The sequence below is a fragment of the Caldimonas sp. KR1-144 genome (assembly GCF_049446155.1).
GTDB lineage: Bacteria > Pseudomonadota > Gammaproteobacteria > Burkholderiales > Burkholderiaceae_C > Rivibacter.
The window spans coordinates 56,186-74,238 of the sequence record NZ_JBMSEE010000001.1 but is presented as its reverse complement, the minus strand read 5'-3'; the positions used below and the strand labels follow the sequence as shown (position 1 = coordinate 74,238).

Below are 18,053 nucleotides of genomic sequence, written 5' to 3'. Positions count from 1 at the left end.
GCTAATATCCTCCGATGGCCGCCATCCTGTCCACCGGCAACGAGCCGGCGCCGCGCGACGACGAGGTCGCCCGGCTGCGCATCCCCCCGCATTCGATCGAAGCCGAGCAAAGCGTGCTCGGCGGCCTCCTGATCGACAACAGCGCGTGGGACCGCGCCGGCGACCTGCTCAACGAGACCGATTTCTACCGCTACGAGCACAAGCTCATCTATGCGGCGATCGGCGCGCTGATCAACCAGAGCAAGCCTGCCGACGTGATCACGGTGCACGAGCAGCTGCAGTCGCTCGGCAAGGCCGACGAGATCGGCGGGCTTGCCTACCTCAATGCGCTGGCCCAGAGCGTGCCGAGCGCCGCCAACCTGCGCCGCTACGCCGAGATCGTTCGCGAGCGCGCCATCCTGCGCAAGCTGGTGGCCGCCAGCGACGAGATCGCGACCAACGCCTTCAACCCGCAAGGCCGCCCGGTCGCCACCATCCTCGACGAGGCCGAAGGCAAGATCTTCAAGATCGGCGAGGAGGGCTCGCGCACCAAGCAGGGCTTCCAGAGCATGGACAAGCTCGTGGTCGACCTGCTCGATCGCGTCACCGAGCTGCACGAGAACGGCGCCGAGGAGGTGACCGGCGTGCGCACCGGGTTCTACGAGCTCGACCGCATGACCGCCGGCCTGCAGCCGGGCGACCTGATCGTGCTGGCGGCGCGGCCGTCGATGGGCAAGACGGCGTTCGCGCTGAACATCGCCGAGAACGTGTCGGTCAACGAGGGCCTGCCGGCGGTCGTGTTCTCGATGGAAATGGGCGCCTCGCAGCTCGCGCTGCGGATGGTGGGCTCACTCGGGCGCATCAACCAGCAGAACCTGCGCACCGGGCGCTTGCAGGACGACGAGTGGGGCCGCTTGTCGGAGGCGGTCGAGAAGATGAAGGACGTGAGCCTCTTCATCGACGAGACCCCGGGCCTGAACCCGGCCGAGTTGCGCGCGCGCGCGCGTCGCCAGGCGCGCCAGTGCGGCCGGCTGGGCTTGATCGTGATCGACTACCTGCAGCTGATGAGCGGCTCGTCGAGCAACGAGGAGAACCGCGCCACCGTGCTGGGCGAGATCTCGCGTGGCCTGAAGGCGCTGGCCAAGGAACTGCAGTGTCCGGTGATCGCGCTGTCTCAGCTCAACCGCTCGGTCGAGACGCGCACCGACAAGCGCCCGATGATGAGCGACCTGCGCGAGTCGGGCGCGATCGAGCAGGACGCCGACGTCATCATGTTCATCTACCGCGACGAGTACTACAACAAGGACTCCAAGGAGCCCGGCGTCGCGGAGATCATCATCGGCAAGCAGCGTAACGGCCCGGTCGGCACCGTGAAGCTCACGTTCCTTAAGCCGCTGACCAAGTTCGACAACCTCGCGCCGGGCAGCTACGACAGCGGGCCGGATTACTGAGCCGCGGGCACCGCGCGCGCCCGGCTCGGGAGCACCGCGGCTTGCGGCTGCATGGTGTTGCGGCGGCGATGGTCCAGCAGCAGTTGCACCGCGACGCCGCCAATGCCGACGAGGCCCATCACCAGCCAGAACAGACGGTTGAACGTCTGCTCGATGGCCTGGGCAGCTTCCTGGGAGCGGCGCTCCTTGTCGAGGCGCATCTCGCCGGCGCCGGTCAGCAGCGAGGCGAAGCGGTCCTTGCCCGCCTTGATGCGTTCGTTGTACTGAACGACCAGCGACGCGGGGTTGGCGGGTTCGGCAGGCAGGCCTCGCGCGTCTGCCACCAGCCGGTTGAACTCGGCAACGTAGAAGATCGCGGCATCCTTCCAGAGCATGAGCTGCTCGCGTTCCTTGTCCGTGAAGGCGCGCGAGCTGGGCATCAGCGCCGTGTCGAGGTCGTCGAGCAGCTTCTTGTAGGCGTCGGCGTGCTCGCGCGCGTAGCCGTCGCGCTTGACCGGGTTGGCCAGGTAGATGAAGAACTCCTTCTCGTAGCGACGCATGCGCTCGCCGTGCAGGCGGATCTTGGCCAGCAGAGCCGCCGCGGAGAAATCGTTCTTCACGGAGTTGTGGAACTGTCGCTGCACCGATGCGATGCCCAGGCTGGTGATCGTGACCAGCAACACGGCCAGCGCGATGTTGGCGACGGCGGCCGCCGAGAACAGCCGACTGATGAACTTCCTCATGTCGCGTAACTCCTGATGTTGCGAGTGCGCGATGCTGAGAGGCGCGGCGCCGGCTGGCTTGCACCAGATGGGCAGGCGTCTTGAACCTTGGACGGTGCGGTGCTGCGGCAGCGGGGCCGCGCGGCATCCGTCACGCGCCGCGCGGGGCTCAATGGAAGTCGCGCGAGCGGGTCGCCAGCGGCCCGAGCCAGGGCGTCACGTCGACGATGCGTCGCGCGATCAGGTGCATCACGCCTTCCGGCGTGCGCTGCCACTGGCCGGCCACGGCCATCAGCCGCGCGGCCAGCAAGGGCTGGCGCTGGATGTCGCGCACGCGTTTCCAGACGATCACGTTGACCGAGCCGGTCTCGTCTTCCAGCGTCACGAAGATCGTGCCGTTGGCGGTCTCGGGCTGCTGGCGCATCACGACGATGCCGCAGGCCCAGACGAGGGCGCCGTCGGGTGCGGCGGCCAGTTCGTGCGCGCTGCGGATGCGCCGTGCCGCCAGGCGCGGACGCAGCAGGGCCAGCGGATGGCGGCGCAGCGTGAGGCCGGTGGCGCGGTAGTCGAGCAGGATCGACTCGCCTTCGGGTGCATCGGGCAGCGCGAGCGCCGCCTCGGGCAGCGACGCGTCGGACAACAGTCCATGCAGGCGCGCCTGACCCGTGGCGGCCCACAGCTGCTGGCGACGGTGGCCGGCGAGGCCGAGCAGGGCGTCGGCGCGCGCCAGCGCACGCAACTCGTCGGCGTCCAGGCGCGTGCGCCGCGCGAAATCGTCGACGTCTTGCCAGGGCGCGGGCAGCGGGCCTGGCGCGAGGCGCGCCATGCGGGCCTGCGAGAGGCCTTGCACCAGGCGCAGGCCCAACCGCACCGCCGGCTGGGCGGCCGCCTCGCCGATCGACTCGAGCGAGCAGTCCCAGTCGCTGTAGCGCACGTCGACCGGCCGCACCTCGACGCCGTGGCGCCTGGCGTCTTGCACCAGCTGCGACGGCGAGTAAAAGCCCATCGGCTGCGAGTTCAACAATGCGCAGAGAAAGATCGCCGGCTCGTGGCACTTGATCCACGCGCTCAGGTAGGCGAGCAGCGCGAAGCTGTAGGCGTGGCTTTCCGGGAAGCCGTAGTCGCCGAAGCCCTTGATCTGCTCGAAGATGCGCTCGGCGAAGGCGCGGTCGTAGCGGCGCGCGACCATGCCTTCGATGATGCGCCGCTCGTACTTCTCGACGTCGCCCTTGCGGCGCCAGGCGGCCATCGCGCGGCGCAGGCCGTCGGCCTCGCCGGGCGTGAAGCCGGCGGCGATGACGCAGATCTGCATCACCTGCTCTTGGAAGATCGGCACGCCCAGCGTGCGCTGCAGCGCCGGCGCGAGATTCGGGTTGGGCAGCTCGAAGGGCTGCTTGCGTGCCACGCGGTCGCGCTGCTTCAGGTAGGGGTGGACCATGCCGCCCTTGATCGGTCCCGGCCGCACGATCGCGACCTGCACCACGAGATCGTAGAAGCGTTCGGGCTTGAGCCGCGGCAGCATGCTTTGCTGAGCGCGGCTTTCGATCTGGAACACGCCGGCGGTGTCGGCCTTGCGGATCATCGCGTAGGTGGCGGCGTCCTCGCGCGGGATGTCCTGCAGGCGCCACTGCCCGCCGCGCCAGGTGCTCATCAGGTGCAGCGAGCGCCGCAGCACGCTGAGCATGCCCAGGGCCAGCACGTCGACCTTGAGCAGGCCCAGCGACTCGAGGTCGTCCTTGTCCCACTGGATCACGCAGCGGTCGGGCATTGCGGCGTTCTCGATCGGCACCATGCGCGAAAGCTCGTCGCGCGCGATCACGAAGCCGCCGACGTGCTGCGAGAGGTGGCGCGGGAAGCCGACCAGGGCCGAGGTCAGCGCGAGCCACTGGCGCGTGACGCGCGAATGCGGATCGAGTCCGGCCTCGGCGAGTCGGTCGGCGATCTGGTGGCGCGCGTCGAACCACTGGTGGCTCTTGGCCAGCCGTGCGACGCGCTCCTCGTCCAGCCCCAGCGCCTTGCCGACGTCGCGCAGCGCGCCGCGCACGCGGTAGGTGGACAGCGCCGCGGCCAGCGCGGTGCGGTGGCGGCCGTACTTGCGGTAGATGTACTGGATCACCTCCTCGCGCCGTTCGTGCTCGAAGTCGACGTCGATGTCGGGCGGCTCGTTGCGCTCGCGGCTGAGGAAGCGCTCGAACAGCAGCGTGCTCTGCGAGGGGTCGACCTCGGTGATGCCCAGCGCGTAGCAGACCGCCGAGTTCGCCGCCGAGCCGCGGCCCTGGCACAGGATGGCTTCGCTGCGCGCGAAGCGCACGACGTCGTACACGGTGAGGAAGAAGGCCTCGTAGCGCAGCTCCTCGATCAGCGTGAGCTCGCCGTCGATCTGCACGCGCACGCTCTCGGGCGCGCCCTGCGGATAGCGATGCGCCAGCCCTTGCGCCACCAGCGCGCGCAGGTGCGAGCTCGGCGTGCGCCCCGCAGGCACGATCTCGGCCGGGTACTCGTAGCGCAGCTCGTCGAGCGTGAAGTCGCACTGCGCGGCGATCTCGACGCTGCGCGCCATCCACTGCGGTCGGTACAGGCGTGCCAGCGCCAGCCGCGTGCGCAGGTGCTGCTCGCCGTTGGGCGCGAGCGCGAAGCCGCAGTCGGCCAGCGGCTGCTTGAGGCGGATCGCGGTCAGCGTGTCCTGCAAGCCCTTGCGCGAGCGCGAGTGCATCAGCACGTCGCCGGCCGCGGCGAGCGGCACGCCGCTGGCCGCGCTCAGGGTCTGCAGGCGCTCGGCATGCTCGGCGTCGTCGGCCCACAGCAAGAGCTCGATCGCGATCGAGGCGCGCGCGCCGAAGCGCGATGCCAGCCAGCGCGCCTGCGCGAGCCGGGTGGAGTCGTCGTCCTCGCGGCAGGGGGCCAGCAGGGCGTGGCAGTCGGGCAGGCCGGCCGGGTGGCCTTCGCCGGCCAGCGCCGCGTCGAGATCGTCGACGACGAGCCGGTAGCTGCCCTTGGCGCTGCGCCGGCGCCCAAGCGTGATCAGGCCGCCGATCTGCGCATAGCCCTCGCGGTTCATCGCCAGCAGCACGAGGCGGCAGCCGGGTACGCCGGCGCTGCCTTCGAGCGTGAACTCGCTGCCGACGACGAGCTTGATCGGCGCTGGCGCTTCGGGGTTCTTCTTGCGCGCCGCCGCGTGGAGCTCGCGCGCTTGCTCATGCGCGCGCACGACGCCGGCGAACGAGCACTCGTCGGTGAGCGCGATCGCCGCGTAGCCGAGCTGCGCGGCGCGCTCGACCAGCTCGCCGGGATGCGAGGCACCGGTCAGGAAGCTGAAGTTCGAGCGGCAGTGCAGCTCGGCGTAATCGGGCAAGGCGGGGGAAGACATCGCCTTCTCATCCGAACCAGCCATGGAGGAACCAGCCGCAACCGCCGGCCGGCGCGGGTTCGCGGCGATGTTCGCGAAAGATCCAGCACAGCCGGTGGTCGGCGCTGGCGGCGACGTGGTAGTCGCGCCGCACCGGCGCGCCGTCGAACCAGCCCGACTCGATGCGCTCGGGCCGCGAGCACAGCGCCAGCGGCGCGCCGTCGTACAGCGGCTGGTCGCCGTGCCCGGCCGGAAGCGGCAGCGGCTCGCGCAGCAGCCACAGCGGCCGCGGCGGCGTGATCGCGAGGGCAGGCGACGGCGGCAGGGCGGCGGCGGCGGGCAGCACCGCGTCGGCGTGCTCGGGGCGATGGTCGGCGCGCAGCGCGAACCGGCTCACGCGCTCGTTGCCGAGCCGCGCGCGCAGCCGGTCGAGCAGGGTCGGCAGGTCGCCGGCCGCGGGCCGGTCGTCGAGCAGCAAATGACCTTCGATGCCGGCCAGCGGCTGCGCCTCGTCGAGCACCAGCCGCAAGGCGTAGACCGGCGCGGCCAGCGTGTGGCGCGCCAGTCGTTCGCGCAACAAGACGAGCAGCTGGGCGGCGTCGCGCGAAGGCTGGCCGAGCTCGATCGACAACGTGCTGTCCGGGCGCGCGCGCCGACCGTGTTCGTGCTGCATCTGCAGCGTGAAACGCCGGGCGGCCAGCCAATGCCGCGAGAGCCAGCCGGCCAGCGGCAGCAGCAGGCGCTCGGCGGCCTGCGCGAGCGTGGCGGCGTCGTCGGCGCGTTGCATCAACTCCAGCGCGAGCGCGAAGCGAGGCGGCGGCTCGAACCAGCGGCGCGCGTCGGGCGATTCCCCGTAGGCGCGATCGAGCGCGTCGAGCAGGGCGCGGGCACCGCGGCGTTGCAGGCCGGCGCGCGGCAGCGCTCGCACCGCATCGAGCCGGCGCGCGCCGATACCTTCGAACAGCTCGGCCAGGGCTGCAGGCTGGCCCAGCAGGTTCAGCACCAGCGGTGTGGGCAGGAGGTCGAGCCGGCGCGCCGTGCTGTCGGCGCGCAGCGCGCGGCGCCGGCGCTGCGGCGCGCGCGCCAGCAAGTGGGCAGCGGTGGCGGTGGGCGCCACGCCGATCACCGCGCTGGCGCCTTGCGCATGCACGAGACGCTGCGCCCGCCGCAGCAGGCGCCGCACGCCGCCGAACAGGCGCAGCGAGGCCTGTACTTCGAGCAGCACGCCGTCGGACTCGGGCAGCAGATGGGGCGTCAGCGCCGACAGCGACAGCGTCAGCGCTTCGACGAACGCGGCCTCGCGCGCCGCGTCGCGCGGCAGCTGCAGCACCTCGGGTGCGAGCGCGGCGGCGACGGCAGCGCCCATGCCGGCCTGCACGCCTTTCGCCTGGGCCGCCTCGTCGGCGGCGAGCACGCGGCGCTCGACCACGACGCAGCGCCCGGGCATCGCATCGGCGAGCGCCTTCGGCAGCCAGGGCAAGGCCTCAAGCGGCAGCTGCGGCAGCCAGACCGAGACCCACAACACCGGCGTTCTCCCGGGCATCCCTTGCGATGACAGGCATGGCGCTGCGCGGGCGCAGCCTCGCATGACGTGGCAGCGGCAGCGCGAGCCGCAGGGCCTGCGCCTGCGGAGGGCCGCGCCGCTTGAACACCTCGACGCGCAGCTGCCCGGGCGCCTCGGGCGCCAGCGCCAGGCGCAGCGGCGCTGGCGATGCGCGTTCGCGGGCGCTTTGCGGACGCAGCAACAGCAGGGGGCAGCCGGATTCGAGCGCTCCCAGGTGCAGCCGGCGCAGCGTCTCGGGCCGCAGCGGCGCCGCGTCGTGCCACCACAGCAGCACCCAGCCGCAGGCGCGTGAGCGCAGCGCCTGCTCGGCGGCCCAGCTCGCATCGCGACCGGGCTCGGCATCGACCCAGACCAGCCGCTCCAGCGCCAGGCCGAGCGCACGCCAGGCGGGGCCATAGGGCCGCCAGGGCGGCGCGATGCACAGCAGCGGTTGCGTGCCGGCGCGCAGTGCCGGCGCCAGCAAGGGCAGCTCGCCGCCACCCGGCGCGGGGCTGAGCAACTCGGTCAGCCCGGCCAGCGGCCAGCCGCCTCCGGGCAGCTCGGCATCGAGTGCGGCAAAGCCGGTGGCCGCGACCGGGGTGTCCACCTCGGCCAGGCGGTCGGCATGCCACAGCGGCAGGCCGGCGCCGGCGAAGGCGCGTGCGAGCGAAGCAAAGGAGGGCATGGGGCCGCGGGAACATCGAAGCGGGGGGCAGGAATGATACTGTATATAAACACAGGTGTTGGGCTGTCTGCCGCAAGCGCAGTGGGCGCGCCATCCCTTTTTCTAGCGGCTTGGCGCCGTGCCGCCCGCGGACAAGACTCGCCCCAGCCGCCGACCCGCGCGGCCCATGAGGAAGGGACGTTTCCATGCGCTTTGCCATTGCCGCGCCAGCCGGCGCACTCGCCTTGCTGCTCGCCGCGCTGCCGCCGGCGTTCGCGGCCTCCGACAAGGACACCGACGACGACCGCGCCCAGGCCGAACTGAAGGCCCAGATCGGCGAGACCGACGACGACCACGGCCCGGCCTTCCACTTCCAGGGCAAGACCTATCCCAACAAGAAGGCCTTCATCGACAGTGGCGCGCGCTGCTCGACCCGCCACGTCACCGACGCCGAGCAGCGCCTGCACAAGGCCGAGCACGACAACTTTCGCAAGGCACGCGGCCTCGACGTGCTGGGCTTCGCGCGAGCGGCCGGTTCGGTCAACGTGCCGGTCTACGTGCACGTGATCAACAAGGGCAGCGGCATCGCCAACGGCGACGTGCCGCAAAACCAGATCGACCAGCAGATCAGCGTCCTCAACGCGGCCTACAACGGCTCGCCGTTTCGCTTCGTGCTGGCCGGCGTGACCCGCACCACCAACGCCACCTGGTACACGATGACGCCGGGTTCCAGCGCCGAGACGCAGGCCAAGAACGCGCTGCGCGTGGGCGGCCCGGGCACGCTGAACATCTACTCGGCCAACATCGGCCAGGGCCTGCTGGGCTGGGCGACCTTCCCGCAGGACTACGCGCGCGACCCCAAGGACGACGGCGTCGTGGTGCTGTTCTCGTCGCTGCCCGGCGGCACGGCAGCGCCCTACAACCTGGGCGACACCGCGACGCACGAGGTCGGCCACTGGCTGGGCCTGTACCACACCTTCCAGGGCGGCTGCTCGGCCAACAACGACCAGGTGAGCGACACGGCGGCCGAGAAGTCCGCGGCCTTCGGCTGCCCGACCGGCCGCGACTCCTGCGCCGGCAAGAAGTACCCAGGCCCGGACCCGATCACCAACTTCATGGACTACACCGACGACGCCTGCATGTTCCAGTTCTCGACGCTGCAGGCCTCGCGCATGGACTCGCTGCACCTGCAGTACCGCGCCACGCCCTGAGGCGACGCCGATCGCCATGAGAAACGGCGCCCGAGGGCGCCGTTTTCGTTGGAGATGCCTAAAGCGCGCGTCAGAGCACTTCGGAGGCGTAGTCCGCCAGCCGCGAGCGTTCGCCGCGCGCGAGCATCAGGTGGCCCGAGTGCGGCCAGCCCTTGAAGCGGTCCACGGCGAAGGTCAGGCCCGACGAGCCTTCGGTGAGGTAGGGCGTGTCGATCTGCGCCAGGTTGCCCAGACAGACGATCTTGGTGCCCGGGCCGGCGCGCGTGATCAGCGTCTTCATCTGCTTGGGCGTGAGGTTCTGCGCCTCGTCGATGATGACGTACTTGTTGAGGAAGGTGCGCCCGCGCATGAAGTTCAGGCTCTTGATCTTGATCTTGCTGCGCACGAGGTCGTTGGTCGCCGCGCGGCCCCATTCGCCGGCGCCGGTGTCGTTGCGGGCGAGCACCTCGAGGTTGTCGTCGAGCGCGCCCATCCATGGGCCCATCTTTTCTTCCTCGGTGCCGGGCAGGAAGCCGATGTCCTCGCCCACCGGTACCGTCACGCGGGTGACGATGATCTCGGTGTAGCGGCGCTCGTCGAGCACCTGCGACAGGCCGGCGGCCAGCGTCATCAGGGTCTTGCCGGTGCCGGCGGTGCCGGTCAGCGTGATGAAGTCGCAGTCCGGGTCCATCAGCAGGTTGAGCGCGAAGTTCTGCTCGCGGTTGCGCGAGGTCACGCCCCACACGGCGTTCTTGTTGTGGGAGTAGTCCTTCAGCGTCTTGAGCACCGCGGTCTTGCCGGTGATCTCGGTGACCTTGGCGTACAGCGGCGCGGCGCCCGGCGTCTCGAGGTAGACGAACTGGTTGATCATCAGCGCCGGCACCAGCGGTCCGGCGATGCGGTAGAACGTGGCGCCGCCTTGCTGCCAGCTCTCCATCGTCTTGCCGTGGCGCTCCCAGAAGTCGGAAGGCAGCGGCAGCACGCCGGTGTAGAGCAGGTCGCCGTCCTCGAGCGTCTTGTCGTTGAAGTAGTCCTCGGCGGCCAGGCCCAGCGCACGCGCCTTGATGCGCATGTTGATGTCCTTGGACACCAGCACGACTTCGCGGCCGGCATGCTGTTCGCGCAGGCTTTGCACGACGCCCAGGATCTGGTTGTCGGCCTTGCCCTGCGGCAGCCCGGCGGGCAGCTTGGCGTCGATCAGCTGGGTCTGGAAGAACAGCTTGCCGCCGGCTTCCTTGTGGCCGGTCTTGGCCAGCGGGATGCCGGCGTGCGGATCGAGCTTGCCGCTGTCGGCGGCCAGGGCGTCGAGCTCACGGCTGACCTGGCGCACGTTGCGCGAGACCTCGCTCATGCCCTTCTTGTGGCCGTCGAGCTCCTCGAGCGTGATCATCGGCAGGTAGATGTCGTGCTCCTCGAAGCGGAACAGCGACGTCGGGTCGTGCATCAGCACGTTGGTGTCGAGCACGAACAGTTTGGCCGGACCGCTGGCGCGCGGTTTGCGCGGCTTGGGCTCGGGCGCCTTGACGGCGGCCGCGCGAGCGGCCGGCGGCACGGGCAGCGGGGCACGCGCGGTGGGCGCGGTCGCGGGCTGCGGGTCGTAGAGGTCCAGCGTGCCAGTGGGCGTACTGTCGCTGTCGGCTGCGGGCTGGGATCGGGCGGCGAGGCGTTTGCCCGGTTTGGGGGCCGCCTGGGATTCGAAGTCGCGGTCGCTGAGTAGGGTGGCTTTCTTGGTGGGGGGCTTCGGCAGTGGCATGGACTTCTTCGGTCAGGGGGCTCGGGGAACGGCCGTGCTCAGGCGCTCCAGGGGCATCGTGGAGGCGCAAAAGCAAAAAGCCGCACAGTCACCTGTGCGGCTTTCTTGTCGGATGCGAAGAGGGATTCACTCCCGTGCATGCAGACCATTATGCACATCGTCGGCGGGCCCGCCAGTGACGAACCCATGACGCATGTGGTGCAGGCCCGACGCCCGCCGCGGCCTCAGGCCGCGGCCTGCTGCGGCGCCTTCTTCAGGCCCTTGACGGCCTTGAGCACCTCGTCGACGTGGCCGGCGACCTTGATGCCGCGCCATTCGGCGACCAGCACGCCGTGCGGGTCGATCAGGAAGGTGCTGCGCTCGATGCCCTTGACCTTCTTGCCGTACATGATCTTGTTCTTCACGACGCCGAACATGTGGCAGAGCTTTTCCTCGGTGTCGGCGATCAGCTCGAACGGCAGCTCGAGGTTCTGCTTGAACTTGTCGTGCGAAGCCATGTTGTCGCGCGACACGCCGAAGACGACCGCGCCAGCCTTGAGGAATTCCTTGTGCTTGTCGCGGAACTGCATGGCTTCGGTGGTGCAGCCAGGCGTGTTGTCCTTCGGATAGAAGTACAGCACGACCGTGTGACCCAGGAAGGCCTGGGGCGTGAACTTCACGCCACCGGTGGCCAACGCTTCAAATTCCGGGAGGGGTTTGTTGAGAGCGGGTGTCATGAAGGATGCTGCAGGAAGGTTTGTGACCTCGAGCGAGACCAGCCTCGAATTATAAAGCCCTTGCATGACCCCGATGCCTTCCTCACTGAGAGGAGGCCCGGTGTTTCGGGTGGTTGCGCTCAAGCGCCGATCAGCAGCGCCGCGACCACCGACCGGCCCTCGCCGACCAGGACGTTGTAGGTGCGGCAGGCGGCACCCGTATCCATGGTTTCGAGCCCGACGCCTTGCTCGATCAGGCTGCGCAGCCATTCCGGGCGCGGAAAGCGCAGCCGCGCGCCGCTGCCGAAGATGACGAGCTCCGGCCGCAGCGCGGCGACGCGCTCGAAATGGCCGGCGTTCAGCTCGTCGAAGGCGGCGGCGTTCCAGGCGAATACCTCGCCCTGCCAGGGCAGCACCAGGCTTTCGCGCCAGGTGCGTTCGCCGATGCTCAGCGTCGTGGCGGTGTAGCCGCCGATGACGTTGGCGGCGGTGAATCGGTCGGGCTGGAGTTTCATCGCGGGGCGAGTCGGCGTCGGAGCAGGAATTTCAGTGCAAACCCCTGTGTTCAAATATCGATTTTCCGCGAACAGGAGCGCGTGTGAGCAAGCCGATCGCCAAATCCAGCAAGCTGGCCAATGTCTGCTACGACATTCGAGGACCGGTGCTGGACAAGGCCCGGCAGATGGAGGACGAGGGCCAGAAGATCATCAAGCTCAACATCGGCAACCTCGCCGTGTTCGGCTTCGATCCGCCCGACGAGATCGTCCAGGACATGATCCGCAACCTGCCGGCCAGCGCGGGCTACACCGACAGCAAGGGCCTGTTCGCCCCGCGCCGCGCGGTGGTGCACTACACGCAGGAAAAGCAGATCGCCGGCGTCGCGGTCGACGATGTCTATCTCGGCAACGGTGCCTCCGAGCTCATCACGATGAGCATGAACGCGCTGCTCGATGCCGGCGACGAGGTGCTGGTGCCGGCGCCTGACTACCCGCTGTGGACGGCGGCGGTCTCGCTGTCGGGCGGTACGCCCGTGCACTACCTGTGCGACGAGCAAAGCGACTGGCTGCCCGACCTCGACGACCTGCGCCGCAAGGTCACGCCGAACACGCGCGCGATCGTCGTCATCAACCCGAACAACCCGACCGGCGCGCTCTACCCGAAGGAGTTCCTGCTCGAGCTGGTGGAGTTCGCGCGCGTCAACAAGCTGATCGTCTTCGCCGACGAGATCTACGACAAGACGCTGTACGACGGCAACGAGCACACGAGCATCGCCTCGCTGGCCGACGACTTGCTGTTCGTCACCTTCAACGGCCTGTCGAAGAACTACCGCTCCTGCGGCTACCGCGCCGGCTGGATGGTGGTCTCGGGCGACAAGCGCAGCGCGCGCGACTACATCGAGGGCCTGAACATGCTGGCTTCGATGCGCCTGTGCGCCAACACGCCGGGGCAGCTGGCGATCCAGACCGCGCTGGGCGGCCACCAGAGCATCAAGGAGCTGGTCGCGCCGGGCGGGCGCCTGGCGCACCAGCGCGACGTGGCCTACAACCTTCTCACGCAGATCCCGGGCGTGAGCGTGGTCAAGCCCAAGGCCGCGCTCTACATGTTCCCCAAGCTCGACCCCAAGGTCTACCCGATCGCCGACGACCAGCAGTTCGCCTACGAGCTGCTGGCCGAGGAAAAGGTGCTGATCGTGCAGGGCACCGGCTTCAACTGGCCGACGCCGGACCACTTCCGGCTCGTGTTCCTGCCCAACGCCGACGACCTGGCCGAGGCGATCGGGCGCATTGCGCGTTTCCTCGACCACTACCGCCGCCGCCACAGCCTCTGAGGCGCGCTCGACTTTCCGTAGCTTGTGCCCCGGCTGCGGCCGGGTTCGACCGACCATGAATCCGATCAAGTTGGCGCTGCTGGGCGCCGGGACCGTCGCCAGCGGCGTGGTGCAGGTGCTCGAACGCAACCATGCCGAGATCGTGCGCCGCGCCGGCCGCGGCATCGAGGTCACCGCGGTGGCCGCGCGCGATCCGGCCAAGGCCCGCCGCACGCTGGGCGAAGCTGTGGCGATCACCGACGACTTCGACTCCCTGGTGCGCCGGCCGGACATCGACATCGTCGTCGAGCTGATGGGCGGCACGACGCGCGCGCGCGAGCTGGTGCTGGCCGCCATCGCCGCCGGCAAGCCGGTGGTCACGGCCAACAAGGCCCTGCTGGCGGTGCACGGCACCGAGATCTTCGAGGCCGCGCGCGAGCGCGGCGTGGCGATCGGCTTCGAGGCTGCGGTGGCCGGCGGCGTGCCGATCATCAAGGCGCTGCGCGAGGGCCTGTCGGCCAACCGCATCGAATGGATCGCCGGCATCATCAACGGCACGACGAACTTCATCCTCAGCGAGATGCGCTCGAAGGGGCTGGACTTCGACGTCGTGCTCAAGGAGGCGCAGCGCCTGGGCTACGCCGAGGCCGATCCGAGCTTCGACATCGAAGGCGTCGACGCCGCGCACAAGGCCACCATCATGAGCGCGATCGCGTTCGGCACGCCGGTGCAGTTCGAGCGCGCGCATGTCGAGGGCATCACCAAGCTGCAGGCGGCCGACATCCGCTATGCCGAGCAGCTGGGCTATCGCATCAAGCTGCTGGGCATCACCAAGCGCCGCGACGACGTCGGCGGCATCGAGCTGCGCGTGCATCCGACGCTGGTGCCTTCCACGCGCCTGATTGCCAACGTCGAGGGTGCGATGAATGCGGTGCTGGTCAATGGCAACGCGGTCGGCTCGACGCTGTATTACGGCAAGGGCGCGGGCGCCGAGCCCACCGCCTCGGCGGTGATCGCCGACCTGGTCGACGTGATCCGCCTGATCACTGCCGACCCCGACCACCGCGTGCCGCACCTGGCCTTCCAGCCCGATGCGCTGGCCGCGACGCCGGTGCTGCCGATCGCGCAGACGGTCACCGCGTTCTACCTGCGCCTGCACGTGGCCGACGAGGCCGGCGTGCTGGCCAACATCACGCGCATCCTGGCCGACCGCCGCATCTCGATCGACGCGGTGCTGCAGCGCGAGTCGGGCGACAACGAGAACCAGACCGACCTGATCATCCTCACGCACGACACGCTCGAAGGCGAGATGGACGCTGCGATCGCGCAGATGCAGGCGCTGCCGACCGTGCTGGCGCCGATCGTGAAGCTGCGCAAGGAAGAACTCGCCTGATCCCGCGATGAAGTACCTGAGCACCCGCGGCGATGCCGCCCGCCCGCGCTTTTGCGACATCCTGCTCGAAGGCCTCGCGCCCGACGGCGGCCTCTATCTGCCCGAGCGCTATCCGCGCATCGACGACGCCGCGCTGACGCGCTGGCGCGGGCTTTCCTACGCCGAGCTCGCGTTCGAGATCCTCTCGCTCTACATCGACGACATTCCGCCCGCCGACCTGCGCGAGATCGTCTCGCGCACCTACACCGCCGAGGTGTTCGGCACGCCCGATATCGTGCCGCTGACCAGGCTCGACGGCGATCGCGGCGGCCTCTACCTCGAGGCCCTGTCCAACGGCCCCACGCTGGCCTTCAAGGACATGGCGATGCAACTGCTCGGCAACCTGTTCGAGTACGAGCTAGGTCGTCGCGGCGAGACGCTCAACATCCTGGGCGCCACCTCGGGCGACACCGGCAGCGCGGCCGAGTACGCGATGCGCGGCAAGCGCGGCATCCGCGTGTTCATGCTGAGCCCCCACGGCCGCATGAGTCCGTTCCAGCAGGCCCAGATGTTCAGCCTGCAGGACGCCAACATCCACAACCTTGCGGTCGAGGGCGTGTTCGACGACTGCCAGGACATCGTCAAGGCGGTCAGCGCCGACCTGGCCTTCAAGCGCGACAAGCGCATCGGCACGGTCAACTCGATCAACTGGGCGCGGCTTCTGGCGCAGGTCGTCTACTACTTCGCCGGCTGGCTGCAGGCCACCACGTCCAACGAGCAGCGCGTGAGCTTCACCGTGCCGTCGGGCAACTTCGGCAACGTCTGCGCCGGCCATGTCGCGCGCATGATGGGCCTGCCGATCGAGCGCCTGGTCGTCGCGACCAACGAGAACGACGTGCTCGACGAGTTCTTCCGCACCGGCAGGTACCGCGTGCGCGGCAGCGCCGAGACGCACGAGACCTCGAGCCCGTCGATGGACATCTCCAAGGCGAGCAACTTCGAGCGCTTCGTGTTCGATCTGCTGGGCCGCGACGCGCAGCGCACGAAGCAGCTGTTCGGCGACGATGTGCCGCGCGGCGGCTTCACGCTGGATGCCGCCGAGCACGCCCGCGTGCGCGAGTTCGGCTTCGTGTCCGGGCGCAGCTCGCACGCCGATCGAGTGGAGACGATCCGCACGATCGCGCAGGCCAGCGGCGTGGTGGTCGATCCGCACACCGCCGACGGCCTGCAGGTCGCCGCCGGGCTGCGCGGGCCCGAGCCGATGATCGTGCTCGAGACCGCCTTGCCGGCCAAGTTCTCGGCCACCATCGTCGAGGCGCTGGGCCGCGAGCCTTCGCGGCCCGCAGGCCTGCAAGACATCGAAAACCGCCCCAAGCGCTTCACGGTCATGCCGGTGTCCGTCGATGCGGTGAAGCAATACATCGCCCAAAATACACGCTGATGTACCCCCACGCTCACTCCGTTCGCTGCCCCCCGGGGGCGCGCAGCATCCTGCGGACGGGCGAGCGGATCCTGTGATGAAGGTCGTTGGCTTCTGCGGTTACTCCGGTTCCGGCAAGACCACGCTGGTCGAGCAGCTGATCGCGCGTTTCAAGCTCGCCGGGCAGCGCGTGTCGGTGGTCAAGCACGCGCACCACGACTTCGACATCGACCATCCCGGCAAGGACTCGCACCGCCACCGCACAGCCGGCGCGTTCGAGGTGGTGGTTGCCTCGCGCGTGCGGCTGGCCAAGATCCGCGAGTACGAGGCCGAGGGCGAGCCCACCGCCCACCAGCTGCTCGCCGAGCTCTACGAGTGCGACTGGGCGCTGGTCGAGGGCTTCAAGGCGGCCGACCTGCTCAAGATCGAGGTCTGGCGCGCTTCCACCGGCAAGCCGGTGCAGTATCCGGAAGACCCGTTCGTCGTCGCGATCGCGACCGACAGCCCGCGCGCGCTGCCCCAGCCCACGCTGCTGCCGGTGCTCGACCTCAATGACCCGGACGCGATCGCGCAGTTCCTGCTCGAGCAGGCGCCGCGCTTCGATTACCGCTCACCCCTGATCGACCCCGATGACGACGACGGCTACCCCGCCGATGCTGAGCCTGGACGAGGCCCTGCAGCGGCTGCTGGACGGGACTGAGGCGCTCGCCCACCCGGAGCGCGACACCGAAAACGTCGCGACGGCCGACGCGCTCGGTCGCGTGCTCGCCGAGGACGTGCGCTCGACGCTCGATGTCCCGCCGCACGACAACACCTCGATGGACGGCTACGCGCTGCGCGTGGCCGATGTGCCCGTCGCCGGTAGCGTGCTGCCGGTCGCACAGCGCATCGCCGCCGGCCAGGTCGGCGCGACGCTGGAGGCGGGCACCGCGGCGCGCATCTTCACCGGCGCGCCGCTGCCGACCGGCGCCGACGCCGTCGTGATGCAGGAGCAGTGCGAGGCGCTCGACGGCGCGCGCGTGCGCGTGAACACGGTGCCCGCGCCGGGCGCCTGGATCCGCCGGCGCGGCGAGGACGTGCGCGAAGGCGCCGTCGTGCTCGCAAGGGGCACGCGGCTCTCGCCGCAGGCCTTGGGCCTCGCGGCCTCGGTCGGCATCGCGCGGCTGGCGGTCGTGCGCCGCCCGCGCGTCGCGCTGTTTTCCACCGGCGACGAGCTGGTGATGCCCGGCGAGCCGCTGCGTCCCGGCGCGATCTACAACTCCAATCGCTACACCCTCGTCGGCCTGCTGCGTGCGGCCGGCTGCGAGGTCAGCGACCTGGGCATCGTGCCCGACCGGCTCGACGCCACGCGCGAAGCCTTGCGACGCGCCGCGGCCGGCCACGATCTCATCCTCACGTCGGGCGGTGTCTCGGTGGGCGAGGAAGACCACCTGCGCCCCGCGGTGCAGGCGGAGGGCCGGCTCGAGCTGTGGCAGATCGCGATCAAGCCCGGCAAACCGCTGGCCTTCGGCGCGGTGCGCCAGCCCGATGGCGGCGAGGCGCTCTACATCGGTCTGCCCGGCAACCCGGTGTCGAGCTTCGTGACCTTCTTGTTGTGCGTGCGGCCGGTGCTGCAGGCGCTGCAGGGCATGCCGGCCACGCCGCCGGCGGCGCTGTCGCTGCGCGCCGCGTTCGACTGGCCCAAGCCCGACAAGCGCCGCGAGTTCCTGCGCGCGCGCCGCGACGCGCAAGGCGATCTGGAGCTCTTCGCCAACCAGAGTTCCGGCGTGCTGACCTCGGCCGTCTGGGCCGAGGGCGTGATCGACAACCCGCCCGGCCGCGCGATCGCGCGCGGCGACACGGTGCGCTTCATTCCGTTCGCGGAGCTGCTTGCATGAAGGTCAGCGTGCGCTATTTCGCTTCGATCCGCGAGGCCCTCGGGCCTGGCGAACAGGTCGAGATCGCGCCGGGCGCCACGCTCGGCGCCTTGCGCGACGCGCTGATCGCGCGCGGCGGGCGCCATGCCGAGGTGCTGGCGCGCGGCCGTGCGCTGCGCGCGGCGTTGAACCAGGTGATGGCCAGCGACGAATCGCTGCCCGTGGGCGAGGGCGCCGAAGTCGCGTTCTTCCCGCCGGTCACCGGAGGCTGACCAT

At 69.9% G+C, this 18,053-nt stretch carries 15 protein-coding genes; 8 read left to right on the top strand and 7 right to left on the bottom strand.

Annotation, left to right across the window (positions count from 1 at the left end; all coding sequences use genetic code 11):
- The first annotated feature begins 14 nt into the window (after nt 1–14).
- The gene (dnaB, locus tag ACO2TI_RS00355; protein ID WP_423281416.1) at nt 15–1,430 is read left to right on the top strand and encodes a replicative DNA helicase; all 1,416 of its coding nucleotides are present in this window, start codon (nt 15–17) and stop codon (nt 1,428–1,430) included.
- Here the strand turns inward: dnaB and ACO2TI_RS00350 are convergent.
- The 4 genes from ACO2TI_RS00350 to imuA all read right to left on the bottom strand — a co-directional run bounded on the left by ACO2TI_RS00350 (nt 1,424) and on the right by imuA (nt 7,705).
- Nucleotides 1,424–2,152 (bottom strand): hypothetical protein, encoded by a 729-nt coding sequence (locus tag ACO2TI_RS00350; protein WP_423281415.1) that lies wholly within the window; start codon nt 2,150–2,152, stop codon nt 1,424–1,426. The genes dnaB and ACO2TI_RS00350 overlap by 7 nt on opposite strands.
- 148 nt (nt 2,153–2,300) lie before the next feature.
- Nucleotides 2,301–5,498, bottom strand: coding sequence for an error-prone DNA polymerase (locus ACO2TI_RS00345; RefSeq protein ID WP_423281414.1), 3,198 nt, complete (start codon nt 5,496–5,498; stop codon nt 2,301–2,303).
- A 7-nt stretch (nt 5,499–5,505) separates the two neighbouring features.
- A complete protein-coding gene (locus tag ACO2TI_RS00340) occupies nt 5,506–7,002 on the bottom strand; it encodes a Y-family DNA polymerase (protein WP_423281413.1) in 1,497 nt (498 codons plus the stop codon).
- Nucleotides 6,962–7,705 carry a translesion DNA synthesis-associated protein ImuA gene (imuA, locus tag ACO2TI_RS00335; RefSeq protein ID WP_423281412.1) on the bottom strand — a complete coding sequence of 248 codons (744 nt, stop codon included), beginning with the start codon at nt 7,703–7,705 and terminating at the stop codon, nt 6,962–6,964. The genes ACO2TI_RS00340 and imuA overlap by 41 nt, the downstream gene beginning before the upstream one ends.
- Nucleotides 7,706–7,890: 185 nt before the next feature.
- Here imuA and ACO2TI_RS00330 point away from each other — a divergent pair, with 185 nt between their 5' ends.
- On the top strand, nt 7,891–8,895 hold the full coding sequence (locus ACO2TI_RS00330; RefSeq protein ID WP_423281411.1) for a zinc metalloprotease: 1,005 nt from the start codon (nt 7,891–7,893) through the stop codon (nt 8,893–8,895).
- Between the two features lie 70 nt (nt 8,896–8,965).
- On the opposite strand, the gene ACO2TI_RS00325 is transcribed toward ACO2TI_RS00330, so the two are convergent.
- The 3 genes from ACO2TI_RS00325 to ACO2TI_RS00315 form a co-directional block, all read right to left on the bottom strand.
- Nucleotides 8,966–10,627 carry a PhoH family protein gene (locus ACO2TI_RS00325; RefSeq protein WP_423281410.1) on the bottom strand — a complete coding sequence of 554 codons (1,662 nt, stop codon included), beginning with the start codon at nt 10,625–10,627 and terminating at the stop codon, nt 8,966–8,968.
- Between the two features lie 224 nt (nt 10,628–10,851).
- A complete protein-coding gene (locus ACO2TI_RS00320) occupies nt 10,852–11,343 on the bottom strand; it encodes a peroxiredoxin (protein ID WP_423281409.1) in 492 nt (163 codons plus the stop codon).
- Between the two features lie 119 nt (nt 11,344–11,462).
- A complete protein-coding gene (locus tag ACO2TI_RS00315) occupies nt 11,463–11,837 on the bottom strand; it encodes an Mth938-like domain-containing protein (RefSeq protein WP_423281408.1) in 375 nt (124 codons plus the stop codon).
- Between the two features lie 83 nt (nt 11,838–11,920).
- On the opposite strand from ACO2TI_RS00315, the gene ACO2TI_RS00310 reads away from it, so the two are divergent.
- From ACO2TI_RS00310 to ACO2TI_RS00285, 6 genes are all read left to right on the top strand, one after another.
- Nucleotides 11,921–13,150, top strand: a complete 1,230-nt coding sequence (locus ACO2TI_RS00310; RefSeq protein ID WP_423281407.1) for a pyridoxal phosphate-dependent aminotransferase — start codon at nt 11,921–11,923, stop codon at nt 13,148–13,150.
- A gap of 55 nt (nt 13,151–13,205) precedes the next feature.
- Nucleotides 13,206–14,522: a homoserine dehydrogenase gene (locus ACO2TI_RS00305; protein ID WP_423281406.1), complete on the top strand. Its 1,317-nt coding sequence runs from the start codon at nt 13,206–13,208 to the stop codon at nt 14,520–14,522.
- A gap of 7 nt (nt 14,523–14,529) precedes the next feature.
- Nucleotides 14,530–15,942, top strand: a complete 1,413-nt coding sequence (thrC, locus tag ACO2TI_RS00300) for a threonine synthase (RefSeq protein WP_423281405.1) — start codon at nt 14,530–14,532, stop codon at nt 15,940–15,942.
- 76 nt (nt 15,943–16,018) lie between these two features.
- Nucleotides 16,019–16,621 carry a molybdopterin-guanine dinucleotide biosynthesis protein B gene (mobB, locus tag ACO2TI_RS00295; protein WP_423281404.1) on the top strand — a complete coding sequence of 201 codons (603 nt, stop codon included), beginning with the start codon at nt 16,019–16,021 and terminating at the stop codon, nt 16,619–16,621.
- Nucleotides 16,551–17,798 carry a gephyrin-like molybdotransferase Glp gene (gene glp, locus ACO2TI_RS00290; RefSeq protein ID WP_423281403.1) on the top strand — a complete coding sequence of 416 codons (1,248 nt, stop codon included), beginning with the start codon at nt 16,551–16,553 and terminating at the stop codon, nt 17,796–17,798. The genes mobB and glp overlap by 71 nt, the downstream gene beginning before the upstream one ends.
- The gene (locus ACO2TI_RS00285) at nt 17,795–18,049 is read left to right on the top strand and encodes a MoaD/ThiS family protein (RefSeq protein ID WP_423281402.1); all 255 of its coding nucleotides are present in this window, start codon (nt 17,795–17,797) and stop codon (nt 18,047–18,049) included. Before glp ends, ACO2TI_RS00285 begins: the two co-directional genes overlap by 4 nt.
- The last annotated feature ends 4 nt before the right edge of the window (nt 18,050–18,053 follow it).